The following is a 19781-nucleotide window of genomic DNA, read 5'->3' as shown; positions in this document are numbered from 1 at the left end:
CCGGGGGCGCTGGGGCCGCCAGCGTCCCCTCCGGCGGCCGATGTGTGCTCCCCACCGGCGACCCACTAGATTTAACGTCATGGCGGAATTCATCTACACCATGACCAAGGCCCGGAAGGCAGTGGGCGACAAGGTCATCCTCGACGACGTGAGCATGTCGTTCTTCCCCGGCGCGAAGATCGGCGTCGTCGGACCCAACGGCGCAGGCAAGTCGACCATCCTCAAGATCATGGCGGGTCTCGACACGCCCTCCAACGGCGAGGCGCGGCTGTCCCCGGGGTACAGCGTGGGCATCCTCCTCCAGGAGCCGCCCCTGAACGAGGAGAAGACGGTCCTCGGCAACGTCCAGGAGGGCGTGGGCGAGATCTACGCCAAGATGCAGCGGTTCAACCAGATCTCCGAGGAGATGGCGAACCCGGACGCGGACTATGACGCGCTCCTCGAGGAGATGGGCAAGCTCCAGGAGGCCATCGACGCGGCCGACGCCTGGGACCTCGACTCTCAGCTCGAGCAGGCCATGGACGCCCTCCGCTGCCCGCCGCCGGACGCCGACGTGAGCGTGCTCTCCGGCGGTGAGCGGCGCCGAGTGGCACTGTGCAAGCTCCTGCTCCAGAAGCCGGACCTCCTCCTGCTCGACGAGCCCACCAACCACCTCGACGCCGAGAGCGTCCTGTGGCTCGAACAGCACCTGGCGTCCTACCCCGGCGCTGTGCTCGCCGTGACCCACGACCGCTACTTCCTCGACCACGTCGCGGAGTGGATCTGCGAGGTCGACCGCGGCCGCCTCTACCCCTACGAGGGCAACTACTCGACCTACCTCGAAAAGAAGCGGGCACGCCTCGAGGTCCAGGGCAAGAAGGACGCAAAGCTCGCCAAGCGCCTCGCCGAGGAGCTCGAATGGGTCCGCTCCAACGCGAAGGGCCGCCAGACCAAGTCGAAGGCGCGCCTCGCCCGGTACGAGGAGATGGCCGCCGAGGCCGAGCGCACGCGCAAGCTCGACTTCGAGGAGATCCAGATCCCGCCGGGGCCGCGTCTCGGGCAGCTCGTCATCGAGGCCAAGGACCTCAAGAAGGGGTTCGGCGAGCGCACCCTCATCGACGGGCTCTCGTTCTCGCTCCCGCGCAACGGGATCGTGGGCGTGATCGGCCCCAACGGCGTCGGGAAGACCACGCTGTTCAAGACGCTCGTGGGCCTCGAGCCGCTCGACGGCGGCGAGCTGAGGATCGGCGACTCGGTCAAGATCTCCTACGTGGACCAGAGCCGCGGCGGTATCGACCCGAACAAGACCCTGTGGGAGGTCGTCTCGGACGGCCTCGACCACATCCAGGTCGGACAGGTCGAGATGCCCTCGCGGGCCTACGTCTCCGCGTTCGGGTTCAAGGGCCCGGACCAGCAGAAGAAGGCCGGCGTCCTCTCCGGCGGTGAGCGCAACCGCCTGAACCTCGCGCTCACCCTCAAGCAGGGCGGCAACCTCCTGCTGCTCGACGAGCCGACCAACGACCTCGACGTCGAGACGCTCTCGAGCCTCGAGAACGCGCTCCTCGAGTTTCCCGGCTGCGCCGTCGTGGTCTCCCACGACCGGTGGTTCCTGGACCGCGTCGCGACCCACATCCTCGCCTACGAGGGCACGGATGAGGACGAGGCCAGCTGGTACTGGTTCGAGGGCAACTTCGAGTCGTACGAGCAGAACAAGGTCGAGCGGCTCGGACCGGAGGCCGCCAAGCCGCACCGCGTGACGCACCGCAAGCTCACGCGCGACTAGTCCCGACGCCCCGCTGGGCACACATGAGGCCGGTCCCCGCCCGGGGACCGGCCTCACGCGTCTTCCGGACCAGCGGCCGGCCGGCCCGGACGAGCAGCTCAGGAGGGCCCGTCGAGGTAGGGCAGCCGGACCATGCCCTCCTGCGCCACGCTGGCAACGTGGACGCCCTGACGGTTGAAGATCCTGCCCGCGCCGAGCCCACGCGCTCCTTGGGCGCTGGGCGACTCCTGGACGTAGAGGAGCCAGTCGTCCACGCGGACGGGACGGTGCCACCACATGGCGTGGTCAAGGCTCGCGACGCTCATCCCCGGCGTGATCCAGGACAGGCCGTGGCGTCGCAGGACGGGCTCGAGGAGCGTGTAGTCGCTCGCGTAGGCGAGCGCGGCCCGGTGCAGTGCCTCGTCGTCGGGCATGGGGCTGAACGTCTTCATCCAGACCGCGTTGCGCGCGATCCGCTCGCCCGAGGCGCTGACGTACACCGCGGGGTTGACGTGGCGCACGTCGACGGGGCGGTCGTAGGCCCAGTACTGGGCCACCGGGTGGTCGATCTCGCCGAGCAGGTCCGCCGTGCTGGGCAGTGACTCCGGGTCCGGGATCCCCTCCGGCATCGGGCTCTGGTGGTCGAGGCCCTCGGCCGGTTCCTGGAACGAGGTGATCATGGACAGGATGGGCATGCCGTCCTGGTACGCGTGCACCTGCCGGGCCGAGAACGAGCGGCCGTCCCGCAGCCGCTCGACACCGAAGGTGATGGAGGTGTCCGCGTCCCCCGGCCGGAGGAAGTACGCGTGCATCGAGTGCACGTGCCGCCCCTCGGCCACCGTGCGGCCCGCGGCCACGAGGCTCTGGGCGAGGACCTGGCCCCCGAACACCCGGTGCCGGGGCTGCCGTTCGCTCGGGCCGACGAACACGTCCTTGTCGGTCCGGGCGCCGCCGAGGTCGTCGAGGTCGAGCAGCGTCAGGAGGGTCTGCGTGGGGTCCGAGGCGTGCGCCGGTCGCGTCATGGGACGACATTAGACCGCCCGCACATCAGCGGCCAACTGGCGTCGGAGCCCGGCGCGCCTGCCCAGCGCTGGAGCAGGCACGGTCCGGGTGCGGGGGGCACAGGCGATTCTGCGAAGATGGGTCCATGCCCGCTGCCTACCGGTTCCCGCTCCAGCTGCGCTTCGGCGACGTCGACTCCTACGGGCACGTGAACAATGTGCGCTTCCTTCAGTTCCTTGAAGACGCGCGCGTGCACTGGCTGCGGGAGCCGCTGCGCGTGCCCGCCCAGGGCGCCCGCACCATGGCGGACCTCGTGACCGCCGAGAACTTCACCCTCGTGGGCCGCCACGAGATCGAATACCTCGCCCCGCTGCTGTACCGCCGCGAGCCGGTGGCCGTGGACCTGTGGGTCACGCGCGTGGGCGGCTCGAGCTTCGACCTCGGCTACTCGGTGCTCGACCCGGAGGCAGACGCCGTGTGCGCGCTGTGCTCGACCTCGATGGTGCTCGTCAGCCGCGGGACCGGGCGCCCCGTCCGGCTGCCCGACGGCCTCCGTGCCGAGCTGGCCGAGTTCGCGGGGCCGGATGTGCCGTTCCGCCGCCGTCCTCCGCTTCCGTCGCAGGGCACGACGGCGCCGCCTCCTCCCGCATTCGGCGGAACCCGCGCCGCGGCTGCTCCGGGCGGCACGGCCGCGACAGGGGCGACGGCGTGACGGGCGCGGTGCCGTCGACTGCGCTCGACCTCGGGGACCCGCTCGCCGTCGCGGACCTGCGGGTGTTCCTCGCACGGGCCAAGGCCGTCGAGGACTCCGGAGTCCGCCTCCTCGCGGCGGGCGAGGTGCTCGCGGTGACGGTCGGGGTGCTCCACGCGAGGACCCTGGGCGAGGCGGTGCCCACCGTGCTCGGCATGCGGACCGTCGCCCTGGCCGCACCGGCGCATGCCGATGCGGTCGTCTCCATCGCTGCCGTCGAGGACCGCCTCGCGCGCCTCGGCGACACGGGCACGGTCCTGGGGATCCCGCCGTCGGCCGTCCGTGCGCCGTGGGCCGCGGTGAGCCCGCCCCGGGGCCCGTGGACCCCGGAGGGCCCGGTCGGGGCCGAGCTGCTCGAGCAGGCGGCGGCCGCCGGGATGGCCGAGGTGGCCGCGGCCGTCCCTCAGCAGCCGGGGGCCGCCGTCGTGAAGGGGGCCCGGGCCGCCGTCTGGAGCAGGGAGCTCGAGGGCGCGCCGGGGCTCGCTGCCGGGGCCGCCTTCGCTGCCGTCGCCCTCGGGTTCGTCCGGCCGGGAGAGGCCGTGCAGCGGTACACGTGCGGGTCGTGGACAAGGCTCAGCTCGAGCGCGGGCCACGTCCTGTGCCGGCGGGCGGCCGTCCTGGCCGGCTGACGGCCCTGGCCCGTGAGCGGAGGCATCGTGCGTCGCGGACGGCTCAGGGGAGCCCCCGCCCGCCCGGGCCCCCGCCCGGGCGGAGCAGTCCGTCCAGCGGGTCAGTCGTCGAAGGTGTTGACGAGAGAGTGGGCCGCGCGCTCGAGGTAGTCCCACAGCGTGGCCTCGTGCAGGGGCGAGAGCCCGAGAGCGTCGACGCCGGCCCGCATGTGGTGGAGCCAGCGGTCGCGGGCCTCGGGATTGACCTTGAAGGGCATGTGCCGCATCCGGAGCCTGGGGTGGCCGCGCTCGGCGCTGTAGGTGCCCGGGCCGCCCCAGTACTGCTCGAGGAACATCGTCAGCCGCTTCCGGGCCGGGCCGAGCTCCTCCTCGGGGTACATGGGCCGGAGGACCTCGTCCTGCGCCACGCCCTCGTAGAACACGTCCACGAGCTTGACGAACGCCTCGTGGCCGCCGATCTGCTCGTAGAAGCTCGCGGCCTCGGCCGAGCCCGGCCGCAGCAGGTTCGGCCGCTCCCGGTCGCCGGAGGTCTGGGGAAGGCCTTCGGGCCGCTGGGTCTCGTTCACGCTGATCCTCACTCGCCGGCGCGCTGGCCGTCGCCAGCGTGCTCATCCGTCCCGTCCTCCACGGGCTCCGGCCTCCCATTGTCCGCCGGGACGTAGGTGCCCTGCGACCTGTTGCCGACCCGCAGGATCTCGCCGTTGCGCAGGTACCAGACCGTCCCGTCCTCGCCGCGCACCCGCGTGATGCGCAGGCCCACCGACTCGACCGTGCCGATGACCTCGCTCGTGATGATCTCGTCCCCGATCCCGTACTGGTCCTCCATCGTGATGAAGATGCCGGCGAGGAAGTCGCGGATGAGCTGCTGCGCGCCGAAGCCGATCGCGACGCCGAGGATCCCCACGCTCGTGAGGATGGGGGCGATGTCCACCCCGAGCGCCTTGAGGACGTAGATCGCCACGATCGTCACGACCACCAGCACGACCGTGCTGTGCAGGAGGGACCCGATCGTCTCCGCGCGCTGTGCACGCCGCTCCGAGTCGAGGGCCCGGAGGGCGGGCGCAGCCCACCGGAAGAGCCTGTGCTCGGCGAACTGGGGCCCGGAGCGCACGCGCCGGACCACCTGGCGGATGAGGAAGGTCGCCGCGACCCAGACGAGCAGTCCGGCGCCCACGGCGATGCCGACCTCGATGAGCGTCTGGTTCACGGCCGTCACAGCGGTGTCGATGTCCTCGGTCACAGGTGTGGAACCTCCTGGTGGCTGGTGGATGACACCACCCTAGCCGTCGGTCCTGTGCGCGCCCTGAGTCAGGGGGCCTCCGGCGCGTGCCGGACCGGGAAGTTCACGCTCCGGGCAATGAAGCACACCCTGTTGGCATCCTCGTGCAGCTGGTCCGCGAGCGCGCGCTGCGACTCGTCGGCAAGGGTCACCCGCGGCCGCAGGAGGACATCGGTGAACTCGCCGCTCCCGTCGCGGTTGAGCCGCATGCTGCCTTCTGCGCGGTCCTCGTAGGCGGTCACGACGACCCCGTGCTGCACGGCCACGTGCAGGTAGGAGAGCATGTGGCACTGGGCCAGGGCCGTGAGCAGGAGCTGCTCGGGGTTGTACCGGTCGCGGTCGCCGTGGAATGTCGGATCGGCCGAGCCGGGCAGGACGGGCAGGCCCGGCAGCGCGATCTCGTGCTCGCGGCCGTAGGCGCGGTACGAGGACGTCCCGGTGCCGCGGTTGCCCGTCCACGCCACCGTGACCTCGTAGCGGTGGTCACCGAGCGGCATGGTGCACCTCGGACGGCTCGCCGGGGCTGGCCATCGCGGCCTGGCCTGCGGCGCCGTCCGCAGCCTGTGCGCGGAGGGCGCGCGCCACGCCGTCGCGGTTCTCCAGCATGGTCCGACGCAGCGCGCCCTGCTCCTCCGTGAGCCCGGCGAGGAACCGGTCCGTGCGCGCGAGCGTCGCCTCGTCCGTCTGCCGCGCAGGGAAGAGGCCGACGACGATCTGCTGGGCGAGCGCGTGCGTGCGGCCCGCGACGATCCCCGGGACGGCCTCGAAGTAGCGCTCCGCGAACGGTGCGATGAGGCCCGCGTCGTGGACGCGCGCGAACCCGTTCACCGCGGCCTGCTGGATGGCGTTCGAGAGGTCGCCGCGGACCACGATCGCCTGCCACGCCTCCTCCTTCGCCTCGGCGGTGGGGAGCGCGGCGCGCGCGAGGGCCGCGGCGACCTGCCCGGTCGAGGTGGAGTCGGCGTCGAGCTCCGTCTGGATGCGCTCCACGCCGATCCTCCCGCCCGCCGCGAGGGACGCCACGAACTCCCAGCGGAGGTCTTGGTCCACCGCGAGGCCGGGGACCGCGCGGGTTCCCTCGAGGAGTCCCTCCACCGCATCCAGGTGCTCCGCCGTGGCGGCGAGCCCCGAGAACGCCTTTGCGAACTGGAGCTGGCTGTCCGAGCCCGGTGCCGCGCCCTCCACGAGGGACCACAGCTGCCCCGCCGCGCCCTCGCGGGCCGATGCCTGGGCGGCGGGCGCCACGTAGTAGTCGAGCGTGGTGGCGAGCTGCCTCAGGAGGGTGGTCACGACCGAGGAGTCCGTCTCGGCGGCGATGTTGGCCAGGACGAGCCGGACGTAGTCGCGTGCGGGCGTCTCGCCGTCACGGGCCGCGTCCCACGCCGACCCCCACACGAGTGCGCGCGGGAGGCTCTCGGCGATGTCCTTGAGGTGCGCGGTCGCGGTCGCGAGCGAGCGCGGGTCGAGCCGGACCTTGGCGTAGGCGAGGTCCTCGTCGTTGAGCAGGATCAGGTCGCCCCGGTCGCGGCCCACGAGCTCAGGGACGGCGGTCAGCTCGCCGTCGACGTCGAGCTCCACCCGCTCGGTGCGCACGAGGGACCCCGAGGAGTCGTGCGCGTAGATGCCGACTGCGAGCCGGTGCGGGCGGAGCGTCGGGTGCTCGGGGACGGCACTCTGGCGCACGGCGAAGCTGACGATCCGGCCGGCGTCGTCCGTCTCGACCTCGGGGGAGAGCGTGTTGACCCCGGCGGTCTCGAGCCAGGCCCTGCCCCACGGGGCGAGGTCACGCCCGCTCGCCGCCTCGAGCTCGGCCATGAGGTCCGCGAGGACGGTGTTGCCCCACGCGTGCTTGGCGAAGTAGCGGCGCACGCCCTCCATGAACTGCTCCTGCCCCACCCAGGCCACCAGCTGCTTGAGCACCGAGGCGCCCTTGGCGTAGGTGATCCCGTCGAAGTTGACCTCGACGTCGGCGAGGTCGGAGATGTCCGCGAAGATCGGGTGCGTCGTGGGGAGCTGGTCCTGGCGGTAGGCCCACGACTTCTCGACCGACGCGAAGGTGGTCCACGCGTGGGCGAAGTCGGTGACCTCCGCGGCCGCGAGGTGGGACATGTACTCCGCGAACGACTCGTTGAGCCACAGGTCGTCCCACCAGCGCATCGTCACGAGGTCGCCGAACCACATGTGGGCCAGCTCGTGGAGGATCGTGATGCTGCGGCGCTCGACCGTGGCCTGGGTCGGCTTCGAACGGAAGACATAGCCCTCGAGGATCGTCACGGCGCCGGCGTTCTCCATCGCGCCTGCATTGAACTCCGGGACGAAGAGCTGGTCGTACTTCGCGAAGGGGTACTCGCAGCCGAACTGCGCCTCGAAGAAGCGGAAGCCGGCCTCCGTGACCGCGAAGATCTCCTCGGCGTCGACCCACGGCATGAGGGACTTGCGGGCGAAGACGCCGAGCGGAACCGACCGGCCCGCGGAGTTCACGTGGGCGGTGGTCACTGACTCGTACGGACCGGCGATGAGCGCCGTGACATAGCCGGAGATGCGCGGCGTCGGCTCGAAGTCCCACACGGAGGCGGCGCCCGCTCCGCCTGACGGAGCAGGCGAGGGGACGGGCGTGGGGGAGTTGGAGACCACGGTCCAGTGCGCCGGGGCCGTGACCGTGAAGCGGAAGGACGCCTTGAGGTCCGGCTGCTCGAACACGGCGAAGACGCGGCGGGCATCCGGGACTTCGAACTGCGTGTAGAGGTAGACCTCGTCGTCCACCGGGTCCACGAAGCGGTGCAGCCCTTCTCCTGTGTTCATGTAGAGGGCGTCGGCGTCCACCACGAGGACGTTGTGCTCGGCGAGGCCCGCGAGCTGGATCCGGACGCCGTCGCTGACGGCCGCCACGTCGAGCGGGACCCCATTGAGCGTCACGCTGCGGACCGTGTCCGTGATGGCGTCGATGAACGTCGAGCCGCCATCGGCTGCGCTGAACGTCACGGTGGTCCGCGAGCCGAACACGCGGTCGCCCCGGGTGAGGTCGAGTTCGACGTGGTAGTCCTCGACGCGGCGGACGGTGGCCGCCCGTCCGGTCGCCTCAGTGCGCGTCAGGTTGGTCCCTGGCATGTTGTCTCCCTGCGTGGTGGACGGTGGGGGCCGCTCTTCCGGCTGCCTCCTGCCGGCTGCGGGCACCCGCCGCTGTAGTGCACGCCCTGCGCTCGGTGGAACGCAGGGCGTCCTGTGTGGTGCCGTGCCCGTGTGATGCACGCCATTGTGAAATTATCATTTCATGATGACGCGGCCGCACGCCAGCATCCCATGCGGTTCCTCCGCGCGGCTCCTCTGCTGTCCCCGTGTGACGCGCGGCCGCGCGCGTGCAGCGCGCGGCCAGGGTCCGCGGCAGCCAAGGTGCAGTAGCGTGGAAGCATGGGCACGGGCAGGGAGCAGCGCTGGGACCGGCGGGCCCTCCGCTTCGCGCTCGTGTACCCGCTCCTGCTGGCCGCCGGGTTCGCCCTTGCTGCCTCGGCCTTCCGGAACCGCGTCCCCGAGCCCGTCGCGTGGCTCTGGGACGCCGAGGGCGGGAGGGCCTTTGCATCGTTCTGGGCGTACATCGTCGGCGGGGGCATCCTGATCGCCTGCGTGGGGGCGCTGCTCTGCGCTCCCGCCGCGCTCCTCTCCCGCCCGCCTGTCGCCCGGAGGATCACGCTCGCTGGAGGGATCGGCATGTCGATGTTCCTCGCGACCGTGCTCGCTGCCGGGCTCATGGGGCAGGTGGGCCTCGAGGACGCGCGGTCTTCCCACCCGGACCCTGTCGTGCTGGCGATGGGCTCAGGGGCTACGCTCGCCTTCGCGGTCGTGGTCGCCTTCGCCTTCAAGCCGGACGAGCAGTGGAGCCCGGGGGACGAGGCGGCGCTTCTGGCCGAGCTCGAGCCCGAACGCGCGCGCTCCACGTTCTCCTACTGGGCCCATGCCCGCTCGTCGGTGTTCGTCATGATCGGGATCGTCGGGATCCCGCTCTCGCTCCTGCTCTCGCTCGTTGCCCTGTGGCTCTCGGCCGCACTCACCCTCGCGGCCCTGCTCGGAGCGGCCCTCCTCGTCCTGAGGGTAGCCGTCAGCCCAGAGCGGGTCACGGTCCGTGTCGGCGGCCTGGTCCCGGTCCTCGCCCTCGCCCCCGCGGTGGTGCTCCGGGCCGAGGCGCGTCGGGTCGCAGCCCGCGAATTCGGCGGCTGGGGCTACCGGCGGCGCGGCAGGGAGACCTCAGTCCTCGTGGCGAGCGGCGATGCCGTGGACGCGGTCCTCGACGACGGGCGGAGAGTGGTCTTCTCGGCGCGCGACCCGGAGACCGCTGCGCGCGTCGTCGAGGTGCTCCGCGCCGCCTCCGGCGCGTAGGCTGGTGCCGCCCGCCCGGGCGCTTCGACGAGAGTCCGACGAGAATCCGACGAGAGAGGGGAACGCCGTGCCCAAGCCGCGCGTCCACATTGCCACCGACCATGCGGGCATGGAGCTGAGCGCGCACCTGGTCGCGCACCTGCGCGGACTGGGGTACGAGGTCGTCGACCACGGCCCCCGCGAGTACGACGCCCTCGACGACTACCCGGGCTTCTGCATCAACGCCGCGCGCGCAGTCGTGGCCGACCAGGAGGCGGGCACGCATGCCCTCGGCATTGTGCTCGGAGGCTCCGGGAACGGCGAGCAGATCGCGGCCAACAAGGTCCGTGGCATCCGCGCGGCGCTCGCGTGGAACCTGGACACGGCCCGGCTCGCGCGCGAGCACAACGACGCCAACGTGATCGCCGTCGGCGGCCGCCAGCACACCCTCGAGGAGGCGACTGCGCTCATCGACGCATTCCTGACCGAGCCGTTCAGCAACGACGAGCGCCACGTGCGCCGCATCGGCCAGATCGCCGCCTACGAGACGACCGGCGAGGTCGTCCAGTAGCCGCCCACATGAAGCCGGGAAGGCACGAGCAGCGGGCGAGGCGGAAGGAAGCGGTCGACTCCGGTGCCTGAGGGGCATTCGGTCCACCGCCTCGCCCGCCAGTTCGCGGACGTCTTCGGAGGCGAGCGCCTCGCAGCCTCGAGCCCCCAGGGGAGGTTCGCCGAAGGTGCCGCGCTCCTGGACGGCCGCGCGCTCGAGTCAGCGCAGGCGCATGGCAAGCAGCTGTTCCTCGGATTCGAGGGGGGCCTCGTCCTGCGGGTGCATCTCGGCCTGTACGGGGCATGGGACTTCGGCGGCGACGAGACGTTCCGCGGAGCTTCGAGCATCGGCGCGCCGCGGCGGGTCGGGGAGCGGGAGACCGCGGACGACGTCGGCGCGCGCCCGGGTGCCGTGGGCTCGCCGTCCCCTTCCCCGCCCGCCCCGGTCGGGGCCGTGCGCGTCCGGCTCGTCTCGTCCCACGGCTGGGCCGACCTGCGGGGGGCGAGCGTCTGCGCTGTGGAGACGGAGTCGGAGGCTGCGGCGGTCCGGGCCGCGCTCGGCCCCGATCCGCTCGCGGCTGATGCCGCGCAGCTGGGGGACGAGTTCGCCAGGCGCATCCTGCGGCGGCGCACTCCTGTCGCCCAGCTCCTCATGGACCAGGGGACCGTGGCGGGGATCGGGAACGTCTACAGGGCCGAGCTGCTGTTCCGCGCCGGGCTCGACCCGTCGACTCCCGGCTCCGGGCTTGGGCGTGAACGGGCACTCGAGCTCTGGGAGGATGCGCGGCGGGCGCTGGCCCAGGGGGTACGGGACGGCCGGATCATCACGACGGGGCCCGAGCACTGGGCCGACCCCTCTCATCCTCCCCACCCGGACGAGGCCCACTACGTGTACCGCAGGCATGGCCTGCCGTGCCGCTCGTGCGCCCAGACGGTGTCCCTTGCGGTGGCCGCCGGCCGCAGGCTCTACTGGTGCGCCCGCTGCCAGTCCTGAGCGGGGGCCCGGCGCTGGTTCCTGACGGTCCTGGCGAATCCGCCGGTGCCGGCGATTTCGAGAGCGCTGGCCCTCGAGGGTGCTGGCTCTTCACGGCGCAGGCGAATTTGACAGGGGGTGCCCAAGGCGGCTTTAGTGGAAGGCGCTCGGGGACGTAGCTCAATGGTAGAGCCTCAGTCTTCCAAACTGATTACGCGGGTTCGATTCCCGTCGTCCCCTCTCGCGCAGTGGGCTCCTCCCGTCGGGAAGGGGCCCACTTCCGTCCCCGGGCCCAATGTGCATTGGCTTGTCGCGGCACTGTATCGTGGAGCCTGCACTTAGAGACGGGGTGTAGCTCAGCTTGGCTAGAGCGCCTGCTTTGGGAGCAGGAAGTCGCAGGTTCAAATCCTGTCACCCCGACAGTCGCGTCCTGAGGCATTCGCCCAGGGCGGCACCCCTCCACCGACCACCCAGGAGAGCCACGCTGTGAAGAGCGCTGTCGAGAACCTCAGCCCCACCCGGGCCAAGCTCAACGTCGAGGTTCCCTTCGACGAACTCAAGCCGAACATCGATGCCGCCTACAAGGCCGTCGCCGAGCAGATCCAGGTCCCGGGCTTCCGCAAGGGCAAGGTTCCCGCAGCCCTCATCGACCAGCGCGTCGGCCGCGGCTACGTCCTGGAGACCGCGATCAACGAGGGCCTCAACGGCTGGTACCAGCAGGCTGTGGCCGAGACCGGCATCCGCCCGCTGTCCCGCCCCGAGGTCGAGATCTCCGAGGTTCCCGACCCCGCCTCGACTGACGGGACGCTCAAGTTCTCGGTCGAGCTCGACGTCCGCCCCGAGATCGAGCTGCCCGACTACGCGGGCCTCAAGGTCGAGGTCGCGGCCGCCGAGACGTCCGACGAGGACGTCGAGAAGTCCCTCGACGAGCTGCGCGGGCGCTTCGGCACCCTCAAGCCCGTCGACCGCCCGGCGCAGGCCGATGACTTCCTCACGATCGACCTCACCGCGACGGTCGACGGCGAAGAGGTCGACTCGGCTGCCGGTCTTTCGTACCAGGTCGGCTCGGGGACGATGCTCGAGGGCCTCGACGAGGCTGTCACCGGCCTGAGCGCCGGCGAGGAGTCCGTGTTCGAGACGAAGCTGGCCGGCGGCGAGCACGCGGGCGAGACCGCCTCGGTGACCGTCAAGGTCGGCGCCGTCAAGGAGCGTGAGCTCCCCGAGGCCGACGACGACTTCGCCCAGCTCGCCTCCGAGTTCGACACGGTCGCGGAGCTCCGCGAGGACCTCGCGAAGCAGGCAGCGCAGTCCAAGGTCGTCACCCAGGGTGTCGAGGCCCGGGACAAGGTGCTCGACAAGCTGGTCGAGCTCATCGAGGTCCCGGTTCCCGAGTCGGTCGTCACCGAGCAGGTCGAGGCCCACTTCAACCAGGCCAACGGGGGCCACGCCGAGGGCGAGGACCACGACACTGAGGAGCACCGCGCCGAGGTCGCCGCGAACACCCAGCGCGCCTTCAAGAACGAGGTCATCCTCGACGCGATCGCGGACAAGGAGGAGATCGGCGTCTCCCAGTCCGAGCTCATCGAGTACCTCGTCACGACCGCCAGCCAGTACGGGATGGACCCGAACCAGTTCGCCCAGATCATGGACCAGTCGGGCCAGGTCCCGATGATGGTCGGCGAGGTCCGCCGCCGCAAGGCCCTCGCGGCCGTCCTCGGCCAGGCCGAGGTGACCGACTCCGAGGGCAACGCCGTTGACCTCAGCGAGTTCGTCCGTCCCGCCGGCGCCGGTGCCGAGGACGAGACGGCCGAGGCCGCCGACGTCGTCCCGAGCGACGACCCGGCCGCCGTCAAGTTCTAGGACGGCACGAGCCAGCGCATCCTGGGGCGCGCCCCCGGGAGCGTCCACGACGGCCGCCGCGACCAGGTCTCCTGGCGCGGCGGCCGTCGCGCTTTCCGTGGCGGGCTGGGGTATGCGCCGTCAGCGAACAGCCGCCCCCGCCGTGCCACCGCGCCGCGGAAAGCGGCTAGTGTCCCAGTAGCAGCAATCGCACACTGCAGCAGATGGAGAAGGATCGCACCATGACCACCCAGCAGGAGAGCACGCCCCGGCTGGCCACGCCCGTCGAGGCGAACGGCCAGGACAACTACGTGTACCAGCGGCTCCTCAAGGAGCGGATCATCTGGCTCGGGTCGGAGGTCCGGGACGAGAACGCCAATGCCATCTGCTCCCAGCTCCTGCTCCTCTCGGCAGAGGACCCGCAGAAGGACATCTACCTCTACATCAACTCGCCCGGCGGATCGGTGACGGCCGGCATGGCCATCTACGACACGATGCAGTTCATCCCGAACGACGTCGTGACGGTCGCCACGGGGCTCGCGGCCTCGATGGGCCAGTTCCTCCTCTCGTCCGGCACCAAGGGCAAGCGGTACGCGACCCCGCACGCGCGCATCCTCATGCACCAGCCCTCCGGCGGGATCGGCGGCACGGCCTCCGACATCAAGATCCAGGCCGAGCTCATCCTGCACATGAAGAAGGTCATGGCAGACCTCACGGCCGAACAGACGGGCCAGCCGGTCGAGACGATCCTCAAGGACAACGACCGCGACAAGTGGTTCACGGCGCAGGAGGCCCTCGAGTACGGCTTCTTCGACAAGATCGCCGAACGGGCCGGGCACGTGTCCGGTGGCGGCGGCACCGACAAGTAACGAGACGCCCGGAACACCTAGGAGCAAGAGATGAACTACAGCATGGGCGTCAACCCTGCGCACCTGCCCACGAGCCGCTATGTCCTCCCGCAGTTCGAGGAGCGCACCCCCTACGGCTTCAAGCGGCAGGACCCGTACACGAAGCTCTTCGAGGACCGCATCATCTTCATGGGCGTCCAGGTCGACGATGCGAGCGCCGACGACATCATGGCGCAGCTGCTCGTCCTCGAGGCCAACGACCCCGACCGCGACATCACGATGTACATCAACTCGCCCGGCGGGTCGTTCACCGCGATGACTGCCATCTACGACACGATGCAGTTCATCCGGCCCGAGATCCAGACGGTGTGCCTCGGCATGGCCGCGTCGGCGGCGGCGGTGATCCTCGCAGCCGGAACCCCGGGCAAGAGGCTCGCCCTGCCGAACTCGACGGTCATGATCCACCAGCCGGCCCTCTCCGGCGGAGCGGGCGGGCAGGCCTCGGACCTCGAGATCCAGGCGCGCGAGGTCCTGCGCATGCGCGAGTGGCTCGAGCAGACGTGGGCGAAGCACACGAACAAGACGCCCGAGGAGATCAGCGCGGACATCGAGCGCGACAAGTTCCTCACGGCCGAAGAGGCGAAGCAGTACGGCCTCGTGGACGAGGTGCTCCAGTCCCGCAAGATCCGTCAGAGCGCGATCACGCGCTGACCCTCCGCTGGGGCAGGCAGGACGGCCGGTGCCCGGGAATGATCCCGGACACCGGCGTCGTTCTTCCTGCGCGCGGGGCCCCAGTGGCCTACAGTGGGAAGGTCACAGCTTCTGGCATGAAGGGAAACGACGAATGGCGCGGATTGGCGAGAGCGCAGACCTGCTGAAGTGCTCCTTCTGCGGCAAGAGCCAGAAGCAGGTCCGGAAGCTCATTGCCGGGCCCGGGGTCTACATCTGCGACGAGTGCATCGAGCTCTGCAACGAGATCATCGAGGAGGAGCTCGCCGAGGTCTCGGACCTCGGCTCGTTCGAGCTTCCCAAGCCGCGGGAGATCTTCGACTTCCTCCAGGAGTACGTGATCGGCCAGGAGCCCGCGAAGCGCGCCCTCGCCGTCGCGGTCTACAACCATTACAAGCGGATCCAGTCCGCGCAGTCGTCCAAGCCGGGATCGCTCGCCGACGCGCATGACGACGTCGAGGTCGCCAAGTCGAACATCCTCCTCATCGGGCCTACAGGGTGCGGCAAGACCTACCTCGCGCAGACGCTCGCCCGGCGCCTGAACGTCCCGTTCGCCGTGGCGGATGCGACGGCCCTCACGGAGGCGGGCTATGTGGGCGAGGACGTCGAGAACATCCTGCTCAAGCTCATCCAGGCGGCCGACTACGACGTCAAGAAGGCCGAGCAGGGCATCATCTACATCGACGAGATCGACAAGATCTCGCGCAAGAGCGAGAATCCCTCGATCACGAGGGACGTCTCCGGCGAGGGTGTCCAGCAGGCGCTCCTGAAGATCCTCGAGGGGACGGTCGCGTCCGTGCCCCCGCAGGGCGGGCGGAAGCACCCGCATCAGGAGTTCATCCAGATCGACACGACGAACGTGCTCTTCATCGTGGCCGGCGCGTTCGCTGGGCTCGAGGAGATCATCGGCCAGCGGGCCGGCAAGAAGGGCATCGGCTTCGGCGCGCCGCTGAGCTCGATCACCAAGCACGAGAGCACCTACGCGGATGTCATGCCCGAGGACCTGCTCAAGTTCGGCCTCATCCCCGAGTTCATCGGACGGCTTCCCGTCATCACCACGGTCGAGAACCTGGACCGTGCGGCGCTCATCCAGATCCTCACCCAGCCCAAGAACGCCCTGGTCAAGCAGTACGAGAAGATGTTCCACCTCGACGGCATCGAGCTCCATTTCGAGGAGGAGGCCCTCGAGGCGATTGCGGACCTCGCCCTCGAGCGGGGGACCGGGGCGCGCGGCCTGCGCGCAATCCTCGAAGAGGTGCTCCTTCCGGTCATGTTCGACCTCCCGAGCCGTGACGACATCGGCGGAACAGTGGTGACCAAGGACGTCGTCCTCGGCAAGGCCGAACCGACGCTCATCCCGCACAGCGTCGTCACGAAGCGGCGGACCAAGTCCGCCTGACCCCAGGACGGTTCCCGTGAGGGCCGCTCCGCTGGGGCATGCCCCTGCACCGACGTAAGGAGAGCACTTCCATGTCCGATGAGTCGCCGAAGCAGAAGGCCGATTTCTGGTTCGATCCTGCCTGCCCGTTCGCGTGGGTCACGTCTCGCTGGATCGGCGAGGTCGAGAAGGTGCGCAGCATCGAGATGGACTGGCACGTGATGAGCCTGTCGGTGCTGAACGAGGGCCGCGAGCTCGAGCACGACTACCAGCGCTTCCTCGACGAGAACTGGGGGCCGGTGAGGGTCATCGTCGCGGCCTCCGAGCTCCACGGCCGCGAGCACATCAAACCCCTCTACGATGCCATGGGCACGCTCATCCATGAGGAGGGCGTGGGTGACCGCCCCGAGGTGATCCGCACCGCTCTCGATCGCGTTGGACTCCCGGCCGAGCTCGCCCGGTTCGCCGACTCGGACGAGTACGACCCGCAGCTCCGTGCAAGCCACAAGGAGGGGATCGGGAAGGTCGGCCAGGAGGTCGGCACCCCGATCGTCGCCTTCAATGGGACGGCGTTCTTCGGCCCGGTCCTCACCAGGGTGCCTCGGGACGAGGACGCAGGGCGTATCTGGGACGCCTCGGTGGCACTCGCGGAGTACCCGCACTTCTTCGAGATCAAGCGGACGCGGACGGAGCGTCCCAAGGCCCAGTGACCGCCGGCGGAACTACAGTCCTGTAGTTCCGCCGACCCCCTTGCGCCCGGATGTGGCGTGGGCCACAATCGTAGATACCTCATCCGAGAGGATGAGGACGTGGAAACCGAAGATTCAGTGACAGTCGTCCGACGCAGCCTCAGGCATAGCCGGCGACTGACCGCCAGTGACGGGTCGGTAAGACCTGGATGCCAAGGATTCCACCAGACTGCAAGAACGTCACCGCGCAGCCGAAAAGTCGAAGCCCCACCAACGTTCTCGCTGATGGGGCTTCCCCTTTGCCCGGATTCGGATGTGCCCGGATTCGGATGTGCCCGGATTCGGAGGTGCCCGATCCGGCGGCCAGCCCGGAAGGCTGGCCGCCGTTTCAGTGTGCCTAGGCCTCGGCCGGGGCGAGCTCGACCGAGCTCACGGTGAGCTCCTCGGCACCGTCCACGAGCTCGATCGCGCGCGCATTGGCCGCCGCGCGCAGGTCGCCCAGGCCCCCCTGAAGCTGGGCGAGCTGCTCGGCCGGCGCGGAGACGACGGCGGAGAGCACCTCGGTGCGCTGCTTGACCTTGGCCTCGGACTTTGCCTTGCGGATGCCGGAGAGCGCGGCGCCGACCGTGGGGAGCATGGTCGTGTCGCCGTCGGGCACGGCCACGGGGGCCGGCCACGCGGCGCGGTGGACCGAGCCCGAGCGCCACCAGCTCCACACCTCGTCGGTCGCAAACGGCAGGATCGGCGCGAAGAGGCGCAGGAGCGAGTCCAGCGTCGTGGCGAGCGCCGCCAGGACGGAGGCCTTCTGCTCTTCGCCCTGGGCGCCGTAGGCGCGGTCCTTGACGAGCTCGACGTAGTCGTCCGTGAACTGCCAGAAGAACGACTCGGTGAGCTGCAGTGCCTTCGCGGGATCGTAGGCGGCGAAAGCGGCGCCCGCCTCCTCGACGACGCCGGCCAGCTGCGCGAGCAGGGCGCGGTCGAGCGCATTGACGAGGACCGGGTCGGAACCGTCGGCGAGGACGTCCGCCTCCGTGGCACCCAGGCCGAGGACGAACTTGGAGGCGTTGAGGATCTTGATCGCGAGGCGGCGCCCGATCTTCATCTGCGCCACCTCGAAGGCCGTGTCGGCGCCGAGCCGGGCGGAAGCGGCCCAGTAACGGACGGCGTCCGCCCCGTACTCCTCGAGGATGTCGGTCGGCACCACGACGTTGCCCTTGGACTTGGACATCTTCTTCCGGTCCGGGTCGAGGACCCAGCCGGAGATCGCGGCGTGCTTCCACGGCACCTCGCCGTGGAGCTCCTCGCCGCGGACCACGGTCGCGAAGAGCCAGGTGCGGATGATCTCGTGGGCCTGCGGGCGCAGGTCGAAGGGGAACACCTTGCCGTAGAACTGGTCGTCGCGGCTCCACTTGCCGACGATCTGCGGCGTCAGCGAGGACGTGGCCCACGTGTCGAGGATGTCCGGGTCGCCCGTGAAGCCGCCGGGCACGTCCCGCTGGGACTCGTCGTACCCGGGTGCCGGCTCGGCGACGGGATCCACGGGCAGCGCGTCGTCGGCAGGGACGAGCGGCGAGGCGTAGTCCGGGTTGCCGTCCTCGTCGAGGCGGTACCACACGGGGATCGGGACGCCGAAGAAGCGCTGGCGCGAGATGAGCCAGTCGCCGTTGAGGCCCTCGACCCAGTTCTCGTAGCGCGAGCGCATGAACGCCGGGTGCCACTCGAGCTCACGGCCGCGCGTGATGAAGGTCGCGCGGCGGTCCTCGTCACGCCCGCCGTTGCGGATGTACCACTGCCGGCTCGTCACGACCTCGAGCGGCTTGTCGCCCTTCTCGTAGAAGTTCACGGGGTGCAGGATCTTCTTGGGTTCGCCGTCCAGCAGGCCGCGCTCGGAGAGCATCTTGACGACCGCCTCCTTCGCGGAGAACGCGGTCTTGCCTGCGATCTCCGCGTAGGCCGCCCGGCCCTCCTCGGAGGTGATCCAGTCCGGGGTCTCGCCCTGGATGCGGCCGTCGCGGCCGATGATCGCGCGGGTCGGCAGCTGGAGCTCGCGCCACCACGTGACGTCGGTGAGGTCGCCGAACGTGCACACCATGGCAATGCCGGAGCCCTTGTCCGGCTTCGCGAGCGGGTGCGCCCTGACTTCGACCTCGACGCCGAAGAGCGGCGAGGCGACCTTCGTGCCGAAGAGGGGCTGGTAGCGCTCGTCGTCCGGGTGCGCGACGAGGGCCGCGCACGCCGCGAGCAGCTCAGGACGCGTCGTCTCGATGTGCACGGGCTCGCCGGAGGGCGTCGTGAAGGCATAGCGGTAGTACGCGCCCGGGACCTCGCGGTCCTCGAGCTCGGCCTGCGCCACGGCCGTGCGGAACGTCACGTCCCAGAGGGTCGGGGCCTCGGCAAGGTAGGCGTCGCCGTCGGCGAAGTTCTTGAGGAAGGCCCGCTGGGACACAGCGCGGGACGTCGAGTCGATCGTGCGGTAGGTGAGGTCCCAGTCGACCGAGAGGCCGAGGGTCTTGAAGAGGTGCTCGAAGACCTTCTCGTCCTCGACCGCGAGCTCCTCGCAGAGCTCGATGAAGTTCCGTCGCGAGACGACATCGAAGTCGCGCTGGTTCTTGGCCGGCTGCGCTGGAGGCCGGTAGTCGGCGTCGTACGGAATGCTGGGATCGCAGCGCACTCCGTAGTAGTTCTGGACGCGGCGCTCGGTCGGGAGGCCATTGTCGTCCCAGCCCATGGGGTAGAAGACGTTCTTGCCCGTCATGCGCTGGTAGCGCGCGAGGAGGTCCGTCTGGGTGAAGGAGAACATGTGGCCGACGTGCAGCGAGCCCGAGGCTGTGGGCGGGGGAGTGTCGATCGAGTAGACCTGCTCCCGCGTTGTCTCGGGGTCGAACCGATAGGTCCCCTCCGCGAGCCAGCGCTCGGTGAGCTTGGGCTCGAGGCCCTCGAGGGCCGGCTTGTCGGGAACGCTGGTCGGCATCTGGCTCGTGGCTCCGGGCGTGTCTGTACCCGTGGTCTCTGCTTCAGGCATGG

Annotated in this window: 17 protein-coding genes and 2 tRNA genes; 13 read left to right on the top strand and 6 right to left on the bottom strand. The window is 70.2% G+C overall.

Translation table 11 applies throughout. The annotated features are described in order from the left end of the window. Nucleotides 1–79: 79 nt before the first annotated feature. Nucleotides 80–1762, top strand: a complete 1683-nt coding sequence (gene ettA, locus ABCQ75_RS09160; RefSeq protein ID WP_345884901.1) for an energy-dependent translational throttle protein EttA — start codon at nt 80–82, stop codon at nt 1760–1762. 98 nt (nt 1763–1860) lie between these two features. On the opposite strand, the gene ABCQ75_RS09155 is transcribed toward ettA, so the two are convergent. Continuing rightward, nucleotides 1861–2763 carry an acyl-CoA thioesterase gene (locus ABCQ75_RS09155; RefSeq protein ID WP_345884900.1) on the bottom strand — a complete coding sequence of 301 codons (903 nt, stop codon included), beginning with the start codon at nt 2761–2763 and terminating at the stop codon, nt 1861–1863. A 125-nt stretch (nt 2764–2888) separates the two neighbouring features. On the opposite strand from ABCQ75_RS09155, the gene ABCQ75_RS09150 reads away from it, so the two are divergent. Beyond that, entirely contained in the window at nt 2889–3455 is a 567-nt protein-coding gene (locus ABCQ75_RS09150; protein ID WP_345884899.1) for an acyl-CoA thioesterase, read from the top strand. After that, nucleotides 3452–4123, top strand: a complete 672-nt coding sequence (locus tag ABCQ75_RS09145; RefSeq protein WP_345884897.1) for a DUF8185 domain-containing protein — start codon at nt 3452–3454, stop codon at nt 4121–4123. Before ABCQ75_RS09150 ends, ABCQ75_RS09145 begins: the two co-directional genes overlap by 4 nt. A gap of 101 nt (nt 4124–4224) precedes the next feature. On the opposite strand, the gene ABCQ75_RS09140 is transcribed toward ABCQ75_RS09145, so the two are convergent. The 4 genes from ABCQ75_RS09140 to pepN all read right to left on the bottom strand — a co-directional run bounded on the left by ABCQ75_RS09140 (nt 4225) and on the right by pepN (nt 8510). Continuing rightward, nucleotides 4225–4623, bottom strand: a complete 399-nt coding sequence (locus ABCQ75_RS09140; RefSeq protein ID WP_345885031.1) for a globin — start codon at nt 4621–4623, stop codon at nt 4225–4227. A gap of 74 nt (nt 4624–4697) precedes the next feature. Then, nucleotides 4698–5363: a mechanosensitive ion channel family protein gene (locus ABCQ75_RS09135; RefSeq protein ID WP_345884895.1), complete on the bottom strand. Its 666-nt coding sequence runs from the start codon at nt 5361–5363 to the stop codon at nt 4698–4700. A gap of 68 nt (nt 5364–5431) precedes the next feature. Then, nucleotides 5432–5899 carry an OsmC family protein gene (locus tag ABCQ75_RS09130; protein WP_345884894.1) on the bottom strand — a complete coding sequence of 156 codons (468 nt, stop codon included), beginning with the start codon at nt 5897–5899 and terminating at the stop codon, nt 5432–5434. Beyond that, entirely contained in the window at nt 5886–8510 is a 2625-nt protein-coding gene (gene pepN / locus ABCQ75_RS09125) for an aminopeptidase N (RefSeq protein WP_345884892.1), read from the bottom strand. The genes ABCQ75_RS09130 and pepN overlap by 14 nt, the downstream gene beginning before the upstream one ends. 300 nt (nt 8511–8810) lie before the next feature. On the opposite strand from pepN, the gene ABCQ75_RS09120 reads away from it, so the two are divergent. The 10 genes from ABCQ75_RS09120 to ABCQ75_RS09075 all read left to right on the top strand — a co-directional run bounded on the left by ABCQ75_RS09120 (nt 8811) and on the right by ABCQ75_RS09075 (nt 16778). After that, complete coding sequence (locus tag ABCQ75_RS09120) at nt 8811–9773, top strand: hypothetical protein (protein ID WP_345884890.1); 963 nt, start codon at nt 8811–8813, stop codon at nt 9771–9773. A gap of 67 nt (nt 9774–9840) precedes the next feature. Next, nucleotides 9841–10323 carry a ribose-5-phosphate isomerase gene (locus ABCQ75_RS09115; protein ID WP_345884888.1) on the top strand — a complete coding sequence of 161 codons (483 nt, stop codon included), beginning with the start codon at nt 9841–9843 and terminating at the stop codon, nt 10321–10323. Nucleotides 10324–10386: 63 nt separating this feature from the next. Next, nucleotides 10387–11295, top strand: a complete 909-nt coding sequence (locus ABCQ75_RS09110; protein ID WP_345884885.1) for an Fpg/Nei family DNA glycosylase — start codon at nt 10387–10389, stop codon at nt 11293–11295. A gap of 148 nt (nt 11296–11443) precedes the next feature. Next, nucleotides 11444–11514 (top strand) — tRNA-Gly (locus ABCQ75_RS09105). 105 nt (nt 11515–11619) lie between these two features. Then, nucleotides 11620–11694: transfer RNA gene (locus ABCQ75_RS09100), tRNA-Pro, on the top strand. Nucleotides 11695–11760: 66 nt separating this feature from the next. Continuing rightward, nucleotides 11761–13134 (top strand): trigger factor, encoded by a 1374-nt coding sequence (tig, locus tag ABCQ75_RS09095; protein WP_345884883.1) that lies wholly within the window; start codon nt 11761–11763, stop codon nt 13132–13134. A 221-nt stretch (nt 13135–13355) separates the two neighbouring features. Continuing rightward, the gene (locus ABCQ75_RS09090; RefSeq protein ID WP_427916074.1) at nt 13356–13982 is read left to right on the top strand and encodes an ATP-dependent Clp protease proteolytic subunit; all 627 of its coding nucleotides are present in this window, start codon (nt 13356–13358) and stop codon (nt 13980–13982) included. A gap of 30 nt (nt 13983–14012) precedes the next feature. Further along, nucleotides 14013–14672, top strand: a complete 660-nt coding sequence (locus ABCQ75_RS09085; RefSeq protein ID WP_345884882.1) for an ATP-dependent Clp protease proteolytic subunit — start codon at nt 14013–14015, stop codon at nt 14670–14672. Nucleotides 14673–14805: 133 nt separating this feature from the next. Beyond that, nucleotides 14806–16089: an ATP-dependent Clp protease ATP-binding subunit ClpX gene (clpX, locus tag ABCQ75_RS09080; RefSeq protein WP_345884880.1), complete on the top strand. Its 1284-nt coding sequence runs from the start codon at nt 14806–14808 to the stop codon at nt 16087–16089. A gap of 71 nt (nt 16090–16160) precedes the next feature. After that, nucleotides 16161–16778 carry a mycothiol-dependent nitroreductase Rv2466c family protein gene (locus tag ABCQ75_RS09075; protein WP_345884879.1) on the top strand — a complete coding sequence of 206 codons (618 nt, stop codon included), beginning with the start codon at nt 16161–16163 and terminating at the stop codon, nt 16776–16778. Nucleotides 16779–17154: 376 nt separating this feature from the next. Here ABCQ75_RS09075 and valS read toward each other — a convergent pair whose 3' ends face one another. Continuing rightward, entirely contained in the window at nt 17155–19779 is a 2625-nt protein-coding gene (gene valS, locus ABCQ75_RS09070; protein WP_345884877.1) for a valine--tRNA ligase, read from the bottom strand. Between the last annotated feature and the right edge of the window lie 2 nt (nt 19780–19781).

Origin of the sequence: Sinomonas halotolerans (genome assembly GCF_039615075.1) — a bacterium.
In the GTDB taxonomy this organism is placed as follows: domain Bacteria; phylum Actinomycetota; class Actinomycetes; order Actinomycetales; family Micrococcaceae; genus Sinomonas; species Sinomonas halotolerans.
This window is presented reverse-complemented; position numbering and strand designations above follow the sequence as displayed.